This is a genomic window from Enterococcus sp. AZ048 (assembly GCF_051715125.1).
GTDB lineage: Bacteria > Bacillota > Bacilli > Lactobacillales > Enterococcaceae > Enterococcus_A > Enterococcus_A gilvus.
On record NZ_JBIOTD010000001.1, the window covers coordinates 2,710,815 to 2,726,310 of the forward strand.

General features: G+C 46.2%; 14 protein-coding genes. 5 read left to right on the plus strand and 9 right to left on the minus strand.

Features of this window, described 5'->3' with window-relative positions; translation table 11 throughout:
- Positions 1-329: 329 nt before the first annotated feature.
- The 5 genes from IGI66_RS13305 to IGI66_RS13325 form a co-directional block, all read right to left on the minus strand.
- Complete coding sequence (locus tag IGI66_RS13305) at positions 330-1,643, minus strand: TPM domain-containing protein (protein ID WP_438849229.1); 1,314 nt, start codon at positions 1,641-1,643, stop codon at positions 330-332.
- Positions 1,644-1,659: 16 nt separating this feature from the next.
- Positions 1,660-2,232, minus strand: a complete 573-nt coding sequence (locus tag IGI66_RS13310; RefSeq protein WP_010779432.1) for a LemA family protein — start codon at positions 2,230-2,232, stop codon at positions 1,660-1,662.
- Positions 2,233-2,460: 228 nt separating this feature from the next.
- Positions 2,461-3,447 carry a hypothetical protein gene (locus tag IGI66_RS13315; RefSeq protein WP_438849230.1) on the minus strand — a complete coding sequence of 329 codons (987 nt, stop codon included), beginning with the start codon at positions 3,445-3,447 and terminating at the stop codon, positions 2,461-2,463.
- A gap of 230 nt (positions 3,448-3,677) precedes the next feature.
- The gene (locus IGI66_RS13320) at positions 3,678-4,709 is read right to left on the minus strand and encodes a C39 family peptidase (RefSeq protein ID WP_438849231.1); all 1,032 of its coding nucleotides are present in this window, start codon (positions 4,707-4,709) and stop codon (positions 3,678-3,680) included.
- 85 nt (positions 4,710-4,794) lie between these two features.
- A complete protein-coding gene (locus IGI66_RS13325) occupies positions 4,795-5,634 on the minus strand; it encodes a LysR family transcriptional regulator (protein WP_010779429.1) in 840 nt (279 codons plus the stop codon).
- 174 nt (positions 5,635-5,808) lie between these two features.
- On the opposite strand from IGI66_RS13325, the gene IGI66_RS13330 reads away from it, so the two are divergent.
- Entirely contained in the window at positions 5,809-6,816 is a 1,008-nt protein-coding gene (locus tag IGI66_RS13330) for a YeiH family protein (protein WP_010779428.1), read from the plus strand.
- 33 nt (positions 6,817-6,849) lie between these two features.
- On the opposite strand, the gene IGI66_RS13335 is transcribed toward IGI66_RS13330, so the two are convergent.
- Entirely contained in the window at positions 6,850-7,272 is a 423-nt protein-coding gene (locus IGI66_RS13335) for a RidA family protein (protein ID WP_114525128.1), read from the minus strand.
- Positions 7,273-7,799: 527 nt separating this feature from the next.
- Between IGI66_RS13335 and IGI66_RS13340 the strand changes: the two genes are divergently transcribed.
- The 3 genes from IGI66_RS13340 (at position 7,800) to IGI66_RS13350 (ending at position 11,046) form a co-directional block, all read left to right on the plus strand.
- Positions 7,800-8,591 carry a TraX family protein gene (locus tag IGI66_RS13340; RefSeq protein ID WP_301516536.1) on the plus strand — a complete coding sequence of 264 codons (792 nt, stop codon included), beginning with the start codon at positions 7,800-7,802 and terminating at the stop codon, positions 8,589-8,591.
- Positions 8,592-9,130: 539 nt separating this feature from the next.
- Positions 9,131-10,501, plus strand: a complete 1,371-nt coding sequence (locus tag IGI66_RS13345) for an MFS transporter (RefSeq protein WP_438849232.1) — start codon at positions 9,131-9,133, stop codon at positions 10,499-10,501.
- A gap of 98 nt (positions 10,502-10,599) precedes the next feature.
- Positions 10,600-11,046, plus strand: coding sequence for a helix-turn-helix transcriptional regulator (locus IGI66_RS13350; RefSeq protein WP_086306279.1), 447 nt, complete (start codon positions 10,600-10,602; stop codon positions 11,044-11,046).
- Between the two features lie 35 nt (positions 11,047-11,081).
- On the opposite strand, the gene IGI66_RS13355 is transcribed toward IGI66_RS13350, so the two are convergent.
- Positions 11,082-12,290, minus strand: a complete 1,209-nt coding sequence (locus IGI66_RS13355) for an MFS transporter (protein ID WP_438849233.1) — start codon at positions 12,288-12,290, stop codon at positions 11,082-11,084.
- Between the two features lie 210 nt (positions 12,291-12,500).
- Between IGI66_RS13355 and IGI66_RS13360 the strand changes: the two genes are divergently transcribed.
- Positions 12,501-12,854: a winged helix-turn-helix transcriptional regulator gene (locus IGI66_RS13360; RefSeq protein ID WP_010779422.1), complete on the plus strand. Its 354-nt coding sequence runs from the start codon at positions 12,501-12,503 to the stop codon at positions 12,852-12,854.
- Positions 12,855-12,928: 74 nt separating this feature from the next.
- Here IGI66_RS13360 and IGI66_RS13365 read toward each other — a convergent pair whose 3' ends face one another.
- Positions 12,929-13,645 carry an MIP/aquaporin family protein gene (locus IGI66_RS13365; RefSeq protein ID WP_010779421.1) on the minus strand — a complete coding sequence of 239 codons (717 nt, stop codon included), beginning with the start codon at positions 13,643-13,645 and terminating at the stop codon, positions 12,929-12,931.
- Positions 13,646-15,484: a type 1 glycerol-3-phosphate oxidase gene (gene glpO / locus IGI66_RS13370; protein ID WP_438849234.1), complete on the minus strand. Its 1,839-nt coding sequence runs from the start codon at positions 15,482-15,484 to the stop codon at positions 13,646-13,648.
- Between the last annotated feature and the right edge of the window lie 12 nt (positions 15,485-15,496).

Below are 15,496 nucleotides of genomic sequence, written 5' to 3' on the forward strand. Positions count from 1 at the left end.
CTCCCCTTCTTGTTTTTATCATAACGCGTCAGAAAGAAAACGCTTCACTTGGTTTTGACCGTTGCAACGGACAAAAAAGAAAGCTCCTCGACTTATTATAGTCAGGAACTGTTCAGAATGTATAAGGATTTGGCTAACTTCTAGGATTTATACAGGACGATCCTCCAGAAAAAAATAGGCAGCCTCTTCACTGAAACTACGAACACATAAACTATAAAACAAAAAAACCGTCAGACAGAAACCTCTATCTGACGGTTTTTCGATTGAAATCGAGACGCATTTATTCAGTTAGATCGTTCAAAAGACAGCCATTGGTGCAGAATCGCGGATTACCAACCGCCGGACGCGCCGCCACCACCGGAAGAACCGCCGCCGAAGGAGCCCCAAGAGCCGCCTCCGCCTGAGCCGCTGTTGTTGTTGTCAGACCAGTTGCTAGAGTTGTAATTCGATGCTAAATACGCGGTAGTCAGGATATCCCCATTGCCGGAATACAACGTGTCCCCGATCAAGACGCGTCCAAACATCTTCCGTTCTGCACCCGGATTTTTCAGTAATCTACCTTGGATGATCGCCCGTTTGATTCCGCGTACAGACAATCCGACCATCAAGCTGCTCAAAAGAATTTGATACAGCGCCGAATGTTTGACCGTCCGCAGCAAGTCCTCATCACTGGCAAGTGTCGCCGTATCGGATTCATAGGTTTTATAATTTTCCTTCAAGAACACTCTCGCCCGTAAAAGATTGATCAGCATCAGCAGTCCCACGACTGCTAACAGACCCAGCACAACGATCCCTGACCAATGGAGGAACATGAGCTGTGTCCGCTGGCTCTTGATGCCCTTGATCTGAGAATCCACCAAAGCGGTCTTCGTGTTCATGATCCCAAACACCTCGTCCAGCACTTGGTTGACCCCTTTGTCATAATCCTTGTCTTTAAAGGCATCCACCACATCATCGTCATTGATGATGTCATCCGCTTTCCCATCTGGGATCAGCCCTTCAAACCCATAGCCGACTTCCAATCGGAATTTTCGTTCATCTAAGGCGATCAAGTATAAGACCCCATTGTTCTCGGTCTTATCCCCGATACCCAACTGATTGAAAATCGTATTTGCGTAAGATTCGATGTCTTCTCCGCGAGGCAGCTCAGGGACCGTCACTACTTCAAACTGTGCCCCATTCGTACTCGCTGCCAATTGTTTATTCAGATCATAGATTTTTTGCTTCGTTTTCTGACTCAGCATGTTGGCATTGTCAGAAACAAAAATATTGTTTTTATTGATGGTCAAATGACCGTCTGTTCCTTTGATCGCCACGTCATAATTATCGGCCTGTTTTGGATACTCCTTCAAGTTCGCCAAATTCTCATCCAGCGTCGTTTTGAAGGATTGGCTGACGGTGACTTTTTTACCAGACAAAATATCTTCTCGTTCTTGATTCAATGTCGTCAACTGCTGATCATAACCCGCTTTTTTCTCGCTGTAGTCCTTCCCTGCAAACAGATTGAACAGACCAAACCCGCTAACCAGCACAACGATGATCAATAGGAAAGAAAAGACTCCGTTGCGTTTGCGCAGCTTGCGGTAATTCTCAACGACTACCTGATGGAGTCTCTCTCCTGAAGTACGCTGTTCCCTTCTCATTTTCCCTCACCCATTCTTATTGAAAACTAACATCTGGCACTTCTTTGGCCTTGTCATCGGCTTTGAAATTCGCCTTTTTATCGAAGCCTAACACTTTCGCTGCCATATTTTTCGGGAAGCGAACCAAGCGTTGATTGTAGTCATTGACTTGGTCGATGTAGTTCTTCCGTTCAACAGAGATTCGGTTTTCTGTGCCTTCCAACTGGACCATCAAGGTTTTCACATTTTCATTTGAAGCCAGTGTCGGATAATTTTCCTGAATGACATTTACCATCGTACCTAAACTTTGGTCGATTTGATTGTTCGCTGCGTTCTTCTCAGAGGGTGTTTTTGCACTATTATAAGCTTTACGCGCATCTGTAATTTCCTTAACGATTTTTTCTTCATGATTCATGCTGCCTTGCACGCTGTTCACTAGATTCGGAATCAAATCTGCCCGCCGCTGCATCACATTTTCCACCTGCGACCATTTTGCATCCACGTTATTTTCTTCTGAAGCCAACGAGTTGTATGTCGTTACCAAATACACGCCGATTGCTAGTATGATCACGCCTATACCAACAATGATACCTGAACCTCTTCGTTTCATTTTTATCCCAACCTTTTTCTGATTATTTTATTTTTTGTGATTGAGCTAATTATATCACTCGGGAAAACCTGCACCTCAGACTTTCGACTGATTTTTCAGCTAGGCGGTTGACAATATAGGTTTATGGCTTTTTTTCACGTCATTGGAGAACGCCTTCATTGGTTTCATTTTACTTGAAAGAAAGAAACGTGGCTATTTTACTGACTTTTTCTGTAAGACAGCTTTACCTTATTTCCTTTTCTTTTTTCTCTTGCCGCTTGTCTTACTGCTTCTTTTGCCGCTATTGGTTTTTTGCCTTCTCAGGAGCATCTCCTTGTTTTCTTGTTCTTTCTGCTTTTCACTTTTCGGCTTGCGAAAATCCACCGGCTTCTTCTTCCCTCTGGCGATCGCTGCAACGGCGGCTTCTGCAAGCTCATAGGTCTCTTGATCAACGTATTCCTCTTCAACCGCCACGGCTGTTGCGGCTGGAGCCTTGTCCTCAGTCATGGCTTGCTGCGGCAGCATTTCCCCATGCGTCACTGGACGTTTTTTCGTCACAGCTGGTTTTTGACTCGGCGCTTTTGGCGCTTCTGCTTGCACTTCTGCCACTACCTCTTCTTGCGCTTCTTCATGGACCATATCCACACTCGTTTCAAAGCGTTTGCATCTCACGTATTCCGCAAATTGACGGGTGCCATTCGTTTCTAGAATCGTTAGACTCGTCAACACCTTCAGCAAAGCGGCCGTATCATTTTCAGACCTTGCTGCATCGACATCACGCAAGGTCCATGTGTGCCGTTTGCCCTTCGCGTCTTTGAAAACGGAAGTAAGATTGAAGACGGAAACGGTGTTCGTGTCGTGCCGCTCGCGTTTTTCTGTCAAATAAACGTTGATCTTCTCCACAGCTTTTGCTGCGGTGTGATATTCCTGCTGCTGGTTGAATATCCGGGCGACGATACTGCGCCATTCGCTTTCGTCAAAAAATACTTCGAAGAACGGGCTGAAGCGGCGCATCGTCGGATCAGCAGCTTTTGTTAGGAACAGTTCGCGGATCAGAGGAATCAGCGGCTGCGTAAATTCCTCCCTGCATAACGCCTGACGAACCATGATCGCAACGAGGCATTCGATGATAAACGCCGTATTCTGTGTTTCTTGGTAAGAATCCTGTACTCTTTTTGCCAAGCTTTTTGGTTTCATCGTGAAAAATTGTCGTTTTGATAATGGTTTCGTCTGCATGTGTCCTCTTCTCCTTTTCGTTCTCGCATACTCAGTCCTGCGAGCGCTTTCTTTGATAAATCTAGAATACCGCTATTCTTAAAAAATACGAATTCTAAATAAAGCATTTTTTTTATAAAAAGGAATAAATAACAATGATTTTATTAACGAACTGCTCTTAGGGACTTGAAATCAAAAAAAGTTCTCATCCCCATCGGACAAGAACTACTTTCCTTAACGCGAGGTGTCGCTTAACGCACGACGACCGCATATTTTTTCAAATTATAGCTTGCTTCAAACTTATTGGCTGCGACCCAATACTTCCCAGCGTTAGGATCTGAAACATGGTACGTGTTGCTGTTTTGATTGTACCCGTCTAAGGTCATGATGTGGGCATTATTGATCCCTGTTCCCCAGAAATAGTTGCCATATTGCGGGCCGGCAAAGTTCAGTGTTACATATACCACGACTGGATTGCCATTACGCAATTCTTGTTTCAAGGTGTTTGTCGAGCTACCGGAAATATTCGCGACCTTGCCATAACGACTGCCCCAGCTTGCTAAAGGCGCTGGAAAAATCGACTGATAGACATTGTTCATGACGGTATCCGGACGACCCGCGAAGCCGTGATTCGGATTGTTATCCGCGGCTAACGGCATCTCTTTGATAAAGCTTTTCAGATTGTAGTTTCGCGCGTACCCTTTCGTCTGCAATGCCTGCAACAACGCCGCCGCTTCACAGCCCATCGGCAGCCCTGCGGAATTTTGATTGATGTAAGGCGCGTTCAACAATACATAGTCCGATCCGTTGCCCTGAAGCCCAAACCAAGCGATCCCCTCATCACGCCAGCCGGCACGCTTCAAGTCGTCGCGTTCATACGCATAGAGCGTATAATGGTGGGAGCCGCTTCGTGCGTTGGGATTGTATAAGCGATACAAGGGCGCACCGCTGCCTGGTGAATACCACGAAATCCCTTCGTAACGCCAACCTGCGCGCTTCAACGTATCACGTTCCCCCGCGTTCAGAGTGTAATGATGATCGCCCGCATTGGGATTGTACAAGCGGTACACTGGATTGCCGCTTGTGGGCGCATTCCAGCCGATCCCCTCATAGCGCCAGCCAACTCGGGTCAAATGATCCCGTTCATTCCTATTCGCCGTATAAAAATGTTCCCCGCTATTGGGGTTATACAGCCGCGACATGGCAACGCCGGCAGCCTTTGCAGAAACGGGCAGACAAATCAGGCCTATCAACAAACCAACAAGTAAACCAATCCTTTTCATTTTCCTGTCCTCCAATTTATTAAGCTCACTAAAAAATAACGTGTCAAATCGCATTCTAATCAAAAATTTTTTTCTACTTTCTTGATTATAGCATCTCTGACGTGAAATCCCCCGACCGTTTACTCCACTCGCAAATAAATTCGGTGCACTGCTCAATTTCCTCCGAAGCTTTGGCTTTTCGTTTAAGCAAATAGAAATTCCGTTTAAAACTGTCATCTAATACTTGATACGAAATCCCCTTCGCCGCCCGCTCTGAAATCAAGGAACAACCAAACCCCTGCTTCAAAAGACTGACGATGATCCCGTTATTCTGGATCTCCATCACCGGGTCTTTGATATCCTTCTCTTCTAAAAAACGCTTCGTATAATAGTAGACTCCAGATGAATTTTCCCGCACCAGCCATGGGCCTTTTTCCGTATCGCCAGCCAAAACCAGCTGATCCTCCATCAAAGGGAATCGCTTGATACTTACCGCAGACAGCGGCTTTTCAATAAACCCCAGATCCACCGAATGATGCTCTGTTGCTTGTAGGACCTCCAGCGAATTCATCATTTGAACACTGAAGCGAATTTGCGGAAATTTTTGATGCAGCTCGATCAAAAGTGACGGCAGCATATAATTCGCAAACGTATGGGAGGCGCCGATCACACAGCGAACGATCTGCTGCTGGTTGGTCTGAACCGCCTGATAAAGATTCTCCCAATCGTCGATCAAATCCACGACCCGTTCGTACAAAATATCCGCTTGCGGTGTCACCAATACTTCCTTCCGCCCGCTGCGTATAAAAAGCTGTGTCGTCAACTCATTTTCCAACTGCTTGATTTGAGAGGAGACCGTTGGTTGGGAGATGAATAAAATCTCTGACGCCTTTGAAAAATTCCTCGTTTCATAAACAACTTTGAAGGTTTCTAACCATTTGAACATCGCAATCACTTCCATTATGTTTTTCTATCTAAGCTATTATATCAATAAATTATACTAATGGAAGATGTTCTGTATAATATATTCCGTCAAGAGCAAAAAACGCGCGTATTTTCGCTTTTATAATCAGCTATTCTCAATTTTTGAAAAGCGACCAAACAAAAAAGGAAGATGAACATGTCTACTCATACAATCATAAAAATAAAAACATTGCTCCCCGGCTTCGGCTTATCTCTCGCTGTTGCTGTCGGTGCGAAACTGTTAGCGCTCCTGCTGCCGAAACTCGGTGCCGCGACGTTAGCGATCCTGTTAGGGATACTTTTAGGAAACACTTTTTTTAAGCAGCCCAGCTTAGCCAGCGGAACCAAATTTTCTGAAAGCCGCCTGCTGGAATATTCAGTCGTTCTATTAGGCTTTACTGTGACCTTCCAAACCATCAGCCAAATGGGGCTCAAAGGCCTGATTTTTATCGTGCTGATGATGACCACCGTGATCATCGGTGCCTTCACGATCGGCCGCAAGTTAGGCTTTAATGAAAAAATGGCCCTGATGATGGCTGGCGGAAATGCCGTCTGCGGCTCCTCAGCGATCGGTGCGATCGCACCAAGTATCGAAGCAGACGATACAGAAAAAGGCCAGATCATCACCCTCGTCAATTTACTCGGAACGGTGATGATGCTGACCTTGCCATTTCTCGGAATGCATCTATTCGGAAACGCCCTGCTCTCAAAAAGCGCGTTGCTGGGGGGCACCCTTCAATCGGTCGGGCAAGTCGTTGCCGGCGCCAGCTTGATCAATGGCGAAACCGTCAAATTCGCGATGCTTTATAAGATCACAAGAATCATCTTTTTAGTCGTCGTCGTCTTTATTTTTGAACAAAAAGTTCGTCGTGACGGTGTCGTAACGACGACATCCGCTAAAAAGAAATTCCCGATCCCTTGGTATGTGCTCTGTTTCCTGATCGCTTGTATCGCCAACAGCTTCTTTCCACTACCCGCTTTTATCAACCAAGCGGCGCACTTTATCAGTACCTGGTTTGAAACGATCGCCTTGGCAGCGATCGGCCTGCGATTGGATTTCAGAAAATTCCTAAAGGAAGGCCCCCGTTTCTTGATTTACGGCCTGTCCGTCGGCGCTGTCCAAACCATCGCCGCCTTGCTGTTTATTTTCTTATTGCATATCTAATAAAAACAGAGCGGGAGACCCCGCTCTGTTTTTTTATTCATCCACTACCGCTAAGATCTCCACTTCCACTAATGCGCCCTTAGGCAAATCAGCGACGCCCACACAGGAGCGGCTCGGTTTTTCATTGTCGAAAAAGCTCGCATAGATTTGATTGAATGCCGCGAAGTCGGAAATATTTTTTAAGAAACAGGTGGTTTTTACTACCTGATCATAATCTGCCCCCACAGCCGCTAAAACACCGCCGACATTGCGCAGCACTTGATACGTTTGATCCTCGATGGTTTCACCAACCAATTCACCGCTTGCCGGGTCCAACGCGATTTGCCCTGACGCGTAAAGCATCCCATTCACAACTTTCCCTTGAACATACGGCCCAATTGCTTTTGGTGCCTCCACTGTGTCGACCGTATAGATCGCCGATTCTTGAAAATTCACTTTTTTAACGTTGTTTTCCATCTTTCCCACTCCTTTTTTAATTACGATCAACAAACCATTGGTTCGCTGTAAATCCCTTCGCCTCATCACGACAGCGAATAGGACTGACAGCGGATGCTTCATAAAGAAGTCCTTTTTTGTGTCCTAGCCTCCAACGGCTCTGACTGACGAAACAGTCCCGCTGGATGAATAAAAAAAGCACCTCACTAGAATTAGTGAGATGCTGGAGAATCCCACTCAACAAATGTCAAACAGGACTTCAAACTGTTTTTTTCAAAACCAGTCTCAAGTCCTAAGCCTAATAATAATGATCATTTGCTTCGTAGTCGTCGCGTTCATAGAAATTCTCCTTTTTAAAATTAAATTTAAATGGCATTTAAATTAATTTATGATTGTAATCATAACGGAGGTTCTTTTAATTGTCAATAAGTTTATAGAATTTTCTGACACTTTCTCTCTCATTTTTGTAAGTTGATTGTTCGTTCAAAACATGGTGATCCACGTTTTTTTTCGATAAAGTGAGATTATTGAAAGAGAGGGGTTTTTTAATGCACAAAGGTATGACTGGTTTTCAGTTGAAAGTTATCGGGGTCGTAACGATGGTGATCGATCACCTTGCGGAATTTTTCCTGTTTTTAGGTATTCCCATGTGGTTCCATTGGATCGGACGGATCGCCGCACCGTTGTTCTTATTTGAAAGTTCAGAAGGATTCGTTCACACAAGCAATCGTAAAAAATATATGTTCCGTTTATTAGCAGGCTACTGGTTGATGGGGATCATCAATCAAATCTTGAACCATTTCTTTACTGTTGGCGACGCGATCGTCATCAATAATATCTTCGGCACGATCTTCCTAGGCACAGTCTACATGCAAGCCTGTGAGTATTTTAAAAAGAGAAATATTGGAAAAGGGCTCCTTTGGTTCCTTGTTCCGACGCTTCTAAGTGTCTTTACACTGATGCTGTTATCTAGCGGGACTCTTTTTGAATCAAAATGGGGCATGCTGTTTTTCCAACTCTTCACCATGATCGTCCCAACAGTGATGCTGACAGAAGGCGGCGTCTTGTTGGTTCTGCTAGCCGTATTGTTCTACCTGTTCCACGGAAAGAAAGCTCTGCAAGTGGCATCATTGATCATCATTGCGATGATCACGCTGATTTTTGGCGGCGGTATTCAATACGCCTTCACCTTCAACTACCAATGGATGATGCTGCTAGCCGCTATCCCAATCATTTTATACACTGGTGAAAAAGGCCGCGGAATGCGCAATTTCTTTTACATTTTCTATCCCGCACACATCGCATTGTTCGCGATCATCAGCTTTTTGATCCAACGATAAGCTTGACCTTCGATATAAAAAGCTTTACAATGCTCCTTGTGAATAAATCGTACAGATAACACGCACGACGTGTCGAGAGAGAGGCGGTTTCTATTAATTTAGAAACCCCCTCTCTTTTTTTGTCAGTTCTGCTTTTTGCAGGATTCTAATGCGAGGTCGATCTTCTGCATTGATACGCAACATCCTAATACGTGATGTCTAGCAGAATGATAGGCGTGATGAGGATCAACAGTTCTTTTTTCGGGTTTTGAAAAAAGAACACTCCTTTTGACGAATTAGCTGCGAGTCCAACTTTTTGCAGGAGTCCATGAAAGTGGATGCTTTTTCGTTGCGAATGCTAGCTAACATACTGAGCCGTTTAGTTGGATCGTAGGCGGGGCGAAACGAAGCGTATTTTTCTGCTTTTCCCAACGTGTCGGTATTCATTGGCCCTATCAAAATACATCCTGCAAACGAGGGACAGCGCTCCCCAGCCAAATCCCTACATCCCGCGGTCGTCGTAGGGCGTGTTATCTATCGAAATAAAGTGAGGTTATTACATGAAAGAAAAGAAAATCCATTTGTTGTTAGCGGTCCTTGCCACAGGGATCATGTCCTTTGCCGGTGTGCTGATCGAGACTGCCATGAACGTCACGTTCCCGACACTGATCAAGCAGTTCGGCATCTCTACCGGTATGGTGCAGTGGGTCACGACGATCTATCTCCTAGTGATCTCCATCATGGTGCCTTTTTCCAATTATTTATTGAAGAATTTTTCGATTCGGAAATTATTTATCGTTGCCAATCTTTTTTTTATTGCAGGATTAATGATTGATCTCTGGTCGCCTTCCTACAGTATTTTATTGATTGGACGTCTATTCCAAGGGGTCAGCACGGGAATTGCTTTGCCCTTGATGTTCCATATTATTTTGAATTTCACGCCTATGCACAAGCGCGGGACTATGATGGGGGTGGGAACATTGACCACGTCCATCGCGCCAGCGATCGGCCCGACGTATGGAGGGATCATGACTGCGAGTCTTTCGTGGCATTCGATTTTCTTATTCCTGTTGCCGGTATTGGCGATTTCATTGGTTATCGGACTTTATGCGATTCCTGAGATGCCCGTCAAAAAGCGGGGCACATTGGATTTTGTCAGTCTGATCGGTGTGGCACTGCTCTTCAGCGGTCTGCTGATGTTCTTGAATCAAATCGGCAGCCTGACCAGTCTCCTTTCGTTAGCGATCGGTCTTGTCGGACTAGTGATTTTTTACCGACAAGCAACACGAGGGAAAAATCCGCTGGTAAGGATCGACGTATTGAAGAACCGTGTGTTTGTTTTATTTTTATGCGGCTTTTTAGTCTGTCAGTTCTTGCTATTGGGGATCTCCTTTGTCTTGCCAAACTTCATTCAGATCGTTTTAGGCAAAGATGCCTTTATCGCAGGACTTGTAATGATGCCCGGTGCAGCTGTTGGCGCGCTTTTGGCCCCTATCTCAGGCCGTGTTCTTGATACCTTTGGTCCGAAAAAACCGATCCTGCTTGGCTTGAGCTTCGCTACGATCGGTTGGATCATTTTGACCGTCTTGTTACGTTCTCCGCTGCTCCTTGGATTTGTTGCCGGGCACGTCTTTTATATGATCGGTATCGGTTTTTCCTATAGTAATTTGATGACGACGGGAATGAATCTTCTCTCAGAAGAAGCCTATGGCGACGGCAATACGCTGTTCAATACCCTTCAGCAATTTTCTGGTGCAGTGGCTACAGCGATCGTTGCCACCATCATCAATTTGGCACAACAATCGCAACCGGACTTTATCGCCGCGACCGTGACTGGCTCACAGATTTCTCTGCTTTTCTTATTGGCTTTGTTAGTCCTCGTGCTTATCGCGTGCGTCCTTCATTTCCGCAATGAACCAGCAGTCGATTAAATCAATGGAAAGAAAACGGGCGAATCTTCAATGAAGGTTCGCTCGTTTTTCTGTTTTATCCTGTTAAACTGAAGGTATCACGTTTGGAGGGAGCACCTATGACATTAGGAACAAATTTTTTTACCGCTCGCAAGAAGCAAAGCCTTTCTCAAGAGGACGTCGCAGAACGCCTTGGTGTCAGCAGACAAACCATCTCGAAATGGGAGCTGGATGAGACACTGCCGGACATCAATCAATCGAAAAAGCTGGCCGCCATCTATAAAGTTTCCTTAGATGAATTGATTGAATTTGATCCTGATTTGAACGACATCAAAGAAGTGATCGCAAAGACCAGTGAAGAGAAGCAGCAAAAAATCGACTGGACGTCGGTATGGTCGGAGAAATACCCGATCCTGGGAACCTATCAAAAGACCGTTGATTTGAATGATTATGTTCCGAAACTGATCGACCTGCTTCACCGTTTGAAAAAGGATTATGGCTACAACGACCAAGAAGCCTTCCTTGTATTGAAGGATCTCTTGGCCCACGTTTGGAAAAACAACTAGCAAAGAAGCCGTGACTCAAACGTCACGGCTTTTGCTTATTCTTCACATTCTGTCCCTTGACTTATGGTCACTGGGGATTCGCTTTTTTTCACTTGGAAGATCAATAGAATCGCCAGTAAAACGATCCCTGCACCAAAAATCGGGGTATAGGCGATCCCCATGCTGCCGGTGACTTGCGCACCGATCGTTGAGCCTAAGGTGATCCCGATATTGAAGGCGGCAATGTTCAAAGCAGATGCCAGCGTGATATCTTGAGGCACATATTTTTCCGCTAACTGCACGACGTACAATTGCAGGCCTGGAACGTTCATGAACGCGAACAACCCTAAAAGCAATGCTGCGAACAAGCCTAAAAGGTTGTTGCCAATCACGATCGTCACAAACAAAAAGACCAAAGCTATCATCAAAAGGCCAAACATCTTGATCAATGACGCGAGGGGCTTTTCATTCGCGAAATGTCCGCCGACGGTATTGCCGATCGCCACCATCACACCATAAACGATCAGAATAATCACAACGGCACTCGCAGAAAAACCAAAGCCTTCTAAAACCGGGGATAGGTACGTGTACGCCGCAAACGTACCGCCGTATCCAAAGGCTGTGATCAAGAAAGACATCACCAACGGTTTATTCGTAAAGATCCGAGCAAACCCCTTCAAATCGACTTTACCAGGAATAGGTAAATGACGCGGTACCAAGAAACTGCTGGCGATCAAACCGATCAGGCCGATTGCCGCGATAAAGAGAAAGGACATATTCCAGCTTGTTTGCTGTCCAATAAAGGTTCCCAAAGGCACCCCTGTTACAGTCGCTACAGTCAAGCCAGTAAACATGATGGCGATCGCACTTGCCCGCCGTGAAGGTTCAACGACATCGGCAGCGATCACGGTTGATACCGACATAAAGATCCCGTGTGCCAACGCAGCTAAAATACGCCCCAATAATAATATCGTAAAGGTCGGTGCAAACGCGGCTAACACATTCCCGCTGATGAACAACAGCATGATCCCCAGCATCAAGCTGCGGCGATTCCATTTCCCTGTTAAAACGGTGAGCAGCGGCGCACCGATCGTCACGCCTAGCGCGTAAAGGGAGACCGTCAGCCCTGCTTGCGCCAAGGTCACATGGAAGCTATTGACGATCATCGGCAACAGGCCGACGCTGATAAATTCGGTTGAGCCGATCGCAAAAGCGTTGATCGCGAGGGCTAATAACGTGAAGTTTGGTGAAATTTTCTTTTCCATTTTGTTCCTCCTCAGAAAGGTTTTACGAAGTCTTCCGCACTGGCAAAGCACTGACGCGCGTTCGTGAAACCAGACATCAAAAAATATTTGTAAGCTACGAGAAGATACTATATACTGTTGATGATCTTTTGATAAGTACCCACTTTTTTGTACTATAGGTACCTTTTTGTAACTTTTGGATAGTATCAACGTTTTTTAGGAGGAATTTTTTTGGAGAATCGTGCATATATGATCGGTGTAGAAGCAACAATGGATGTCATCGGCGGCAAATGGAAGCCCATCATCCTTTGCAACCTACGCCACGGACCGATGCGTCCCAGTGATTTGAAACGGAGCATCACAGGGATCAGTCAAAAAATGCTGACACAGCAGCTTCGTGAATTAGAAGAGGACAACATCATCGATCGGAAAGTGTATCAGCAGGTCCCGCCAAAAGTGGACTATTCCTTGAGTGAATATGGCCGCAGCCTCTCCGATATTTTAGACAGCCTATGCAGTTGGGGCGAGCACCATGTCGCTCACCTGCAAGATCAGGGGCAGGATGTTTGCTTGAAGGCCAACTAAAAAGCCGTTCCTCTTTTACACGACGGCACAAAAAAATAGACCCGCGCCGCAAAAAGCAGCGTGGGTCTATTTTTTTAAACCATCAATTGGAAAACACCATAGGCGATGATTCCGCCGATCATAGGACCTACGACAGGTACCCATGCATAGTGCCAATCGGAGGTTCCTTTATTGGCGATCGGCAAAATAGCGTGGGCCAAGCGAGGACCTAAATCTCTGGCTGGATTGATCGCATAGCCTGTTGGTCCTCCCAAGGAAAGACCGAGTGCCAAGATAAGTCCGGCTACGGCAAAGATATTCGTTCCAGGTGCGAATGATGTTTGTGTGAATGCAAACAGTCCTAAGACCAAGACAAACGTACCAATGATTTCTGTTATTAAGTTTGCGGGATACCGGCGGATCGCAGGTCCCGTCGCAAAGGTTCCTAAAATCGCTGCCTGATCCTTCGTGGCTTCCCAATGAGGCAAATACGCCAGCCAGACAAGTGCGGCGCCGACAAAAGCACCCGCCATTTGCGCGACGATAAAGGGAACTACTAAGCTATAAGAAATCGAACCATTCAGCGCCATCGCCAAAGTAACTGCTGGATTCAAGTGTGCGGGCCCCATGAAGCCGGAGATATACGCCCCCATCATTACCGCCATTCCCCAGCCCATCGCAATCACGATCCAACCGGAAGCCTGCGCCTTACTCTTATTCAGATTTACCGCTGCACAGACACCGTCACCTAATAAGACTAAGATCATCGTGCCGATAAATTCACCCATTACCTGTGTCATATCACCGCTCATTTAGTTGTTTCCTCCTGTCTTTAGCTGGGTCAGATCTGATTCGTCGATCGCCGCAGCCAATTGTGCAGCGACCTCTGCTTTTTCCGCTTCTTCCCATTCGAAGTAGGCGGCCATCGCATCAAGGACTGGTTGACGCAGAGCATCTACCGTATCTCTTTCAAATAAAAGATGATTGGTCCGACGCAATAAATAATCTACGGGAGTTAAGACCATTTCTTCTTCCATGCCATAGCGCAAACGTGCCGATTCAGCCAGACTCATTCCCGGATACGCGTCCATTTCTTTTGCCAACTGGAAGATCTTGCTGGCGTTCGTGCCGTAAAAATCAGCGATATACGCGGCCTCTTCCTCTGAAAGACCTGCAGCAACGCCGATTTTGGCTTGTTCAACCACCATTTCAGCTACTTTGGTCGGATCAAAATCCCCACCGGAAACGGCATAGGTTTTTGAATCCACTTCTTTAAAGGTCAAGTCGTAGTCTTCCTGCAAGAGCTTGCGGATCAACTCGATGGCACCGGCTGCCATTTTACGATAATCCGTGATTTTCCCTCCTGATAAAGTGATCATGCCATCGGGTGCCTGCTCCAAAGAACTGCCGCGTGAAACCGAAGAAGGCGCCAACCGTTTTTCTGCACGACTGCTTTCAAGGTTGTTCAAGACATCCTCTACTTCATCTCGGGTCGCTTTGCCATCTTTATAATCCGTCACTACGTCCACGGCTTGTTGGAAGCTTTGGGTCGAGATATTGCCGTTGTCGCCGCCATTGTAGTCTGATCCAGCATTTCCGATCAGCAATGGCCGCAGTCCTGCCCAGCTGCTCTCGATATCTTGGAGCGTCAGCTTGGCTTCAGGATAACGGTGGTTGATGACTGTCAGTAAATAATCCACGTCTTCTTGCGTGACCTTCGGATCGACATAATCTCCTTGGTAATCCGTGTCCGTCGTCCCAAAATAAGTTTTGTTTTCCCGCGGGATCGCAAACACCATGCGACCATCATTTTGAGCTGTATCAAAATAGGTCGGCTGAGGAACGGGTAATCTCTTTGCATCGACCACTAAATGAACGCCTTTTGTTGGACGCATTTTAGGCAAGATAGGCTGCGTAAAATTCATGTTGCGAACTTTGTCGACCCATGGCCCGCTTGTGTTGATCACTAATTTTGCATGGATCTCGATCGTTTCGCCCGTCAACAAATCACGCGCTTTGACGCCGATGATCTTATCCCCTTCATAGAGGAAGCCGACTGCTTTCATTTTGCTGACCATGTGACCGCCATCGGAAGCGGCTTGCTTAATATTTTCGATCACCAACCGTGCGTCGTTGTTCCGAAAGTCCAAATACACGCCCGCGCCTTGAAGCCCTTCCTTCTTGATGAAGGGTTCTCTCTCCAATACTTCTTCCGGGGTCAATGTGTAATTTTCAAAGTTGGTTCCCTTCACATTGGCTAATTGATCGTAGATGTCCATAGCGACTTTGACTGAGAACATGCTGAAGGTCGTGGGTCCTTCGTCATTATAGATAGGCAAAAGCATGGGATCAGGTTTCGGAATATGCGGAGCGATCCCTTGAACGATCGCTCGTTCCGTGACCGTATCTGCGACCACTTCTACATCAAAGTTCTTCAAATAGCGAATACCGCCGTGGACCAGCTTCGTGGAGCGGGAAGAGGTTCCCTCTGAAAAATCCTGCATTTCGATCAGTCCGGTCTTCATTCCGGCTGCGGCTGCTTGGATCGCGACGCCCGCACCTGTGATGCCGCCGCCGATGATCAATAGATCCATTTCTTCCTTTTTAAGGACTTGAATACTTTCTTTACGCGTTGCTTTTGAAAATGACATTTCGTTCACTCC

Excerpts from the sequence above, each read along its gene's own strand:
- IGI66_RS13305 (WP_438849229.1), bottom strand. The coding sequence starts at position 1,643 with ATGAGAAGGGAACAGCGTACTTCAGGAGAGAGACTCCATCAGGTAGTC.
- IGI66_RS13310 (WP_010779432.1), bottom strand. The coding sequence starts at position 2,232 with ATGAAACGAAGAGGTTCAGGTATCATTGTTGGTATAGGCGTGATCATA.
- IGI66_RS13315 (WP_438849230.1), bottom strand. The coding sequence starts at position 3,447 with ATGCAGACGAAACCATTATCAAAACGACAATTTTTCACGATGAAACCA.
- IGI66_RS13320 (WP_438849231.1), bottom strand. The coding sequence starts at position 4,709 with ATGAAAAGGATTGGTTTACTTGTTGGTTTGTTGATAGGCCTGATTTGT.
- IGI66_RS13325 (WP_010779429.1), bottom strand. The coding sequence starts at position 5,634 with ATGTTCAAATGGTTAGAAACCTTCAAAGTTGTTTATGAAACGAGGAAT.
- IGI66_RS13330 (WP_010779428.1), top strand. The coding sequence starts at position 5,809 with ATGTCTACTCATACAATCATAAAAATAAAAACATTGCTCCCCGGCTTC.
- IGI66_RS13335 (WP_114525128.1), bottom strand. The coding sequence starts at position 7,272 with ATGGAAAACAACGTTAAAAAAGTGAATTTTCAAGAATCGGCGATCTAT.
- IGI66_RS13340 (WP_301516536.1), top strand. The coding sequence starts at position 7,800 with ATGCACAAAGGTATGACTGGTTTTCAGTTGAAAGTTATCGGGGTCGTA.
- IGI66_RS13345 (WP_438849232.1), top strand. The coding sequence starts at position 9,131 with ATGAAAGAAAAGAAAATCCATTTGTTGTTAGCGGTCCTTGCCACAGGG.
- IGI66_RS13350 (WP_086306279.1), top strand. The coding sequence starts at position 10,600 with ATGACATTAGGAACAAATTTTTTTACCGCTCGCAAGAAGCAAAGCCTT.
- IGI66_RS13355 (WP_438849233.1), bottom strand. The coding sequence starts at position 12,290 with ATGGAAAAGAAAATTTCACCAAACTTCACGTTATTAGCCCTCGCGATC.
- IGI66_RS13365 (WP_010779421.1), bottom strand. The coding sequence starts at position 13,645 with ATGAGCGGTGATATGACACAGGTAATGGGTGAATTTATCGGCACGATG.
- glpO (WP_438849234.1), bottom strand. The coding sequence starts at position 15,484 with ATGTCATTTTCAAAAGCAACGCGTAAAGAAAGTATTCAAGTCCTTAAA.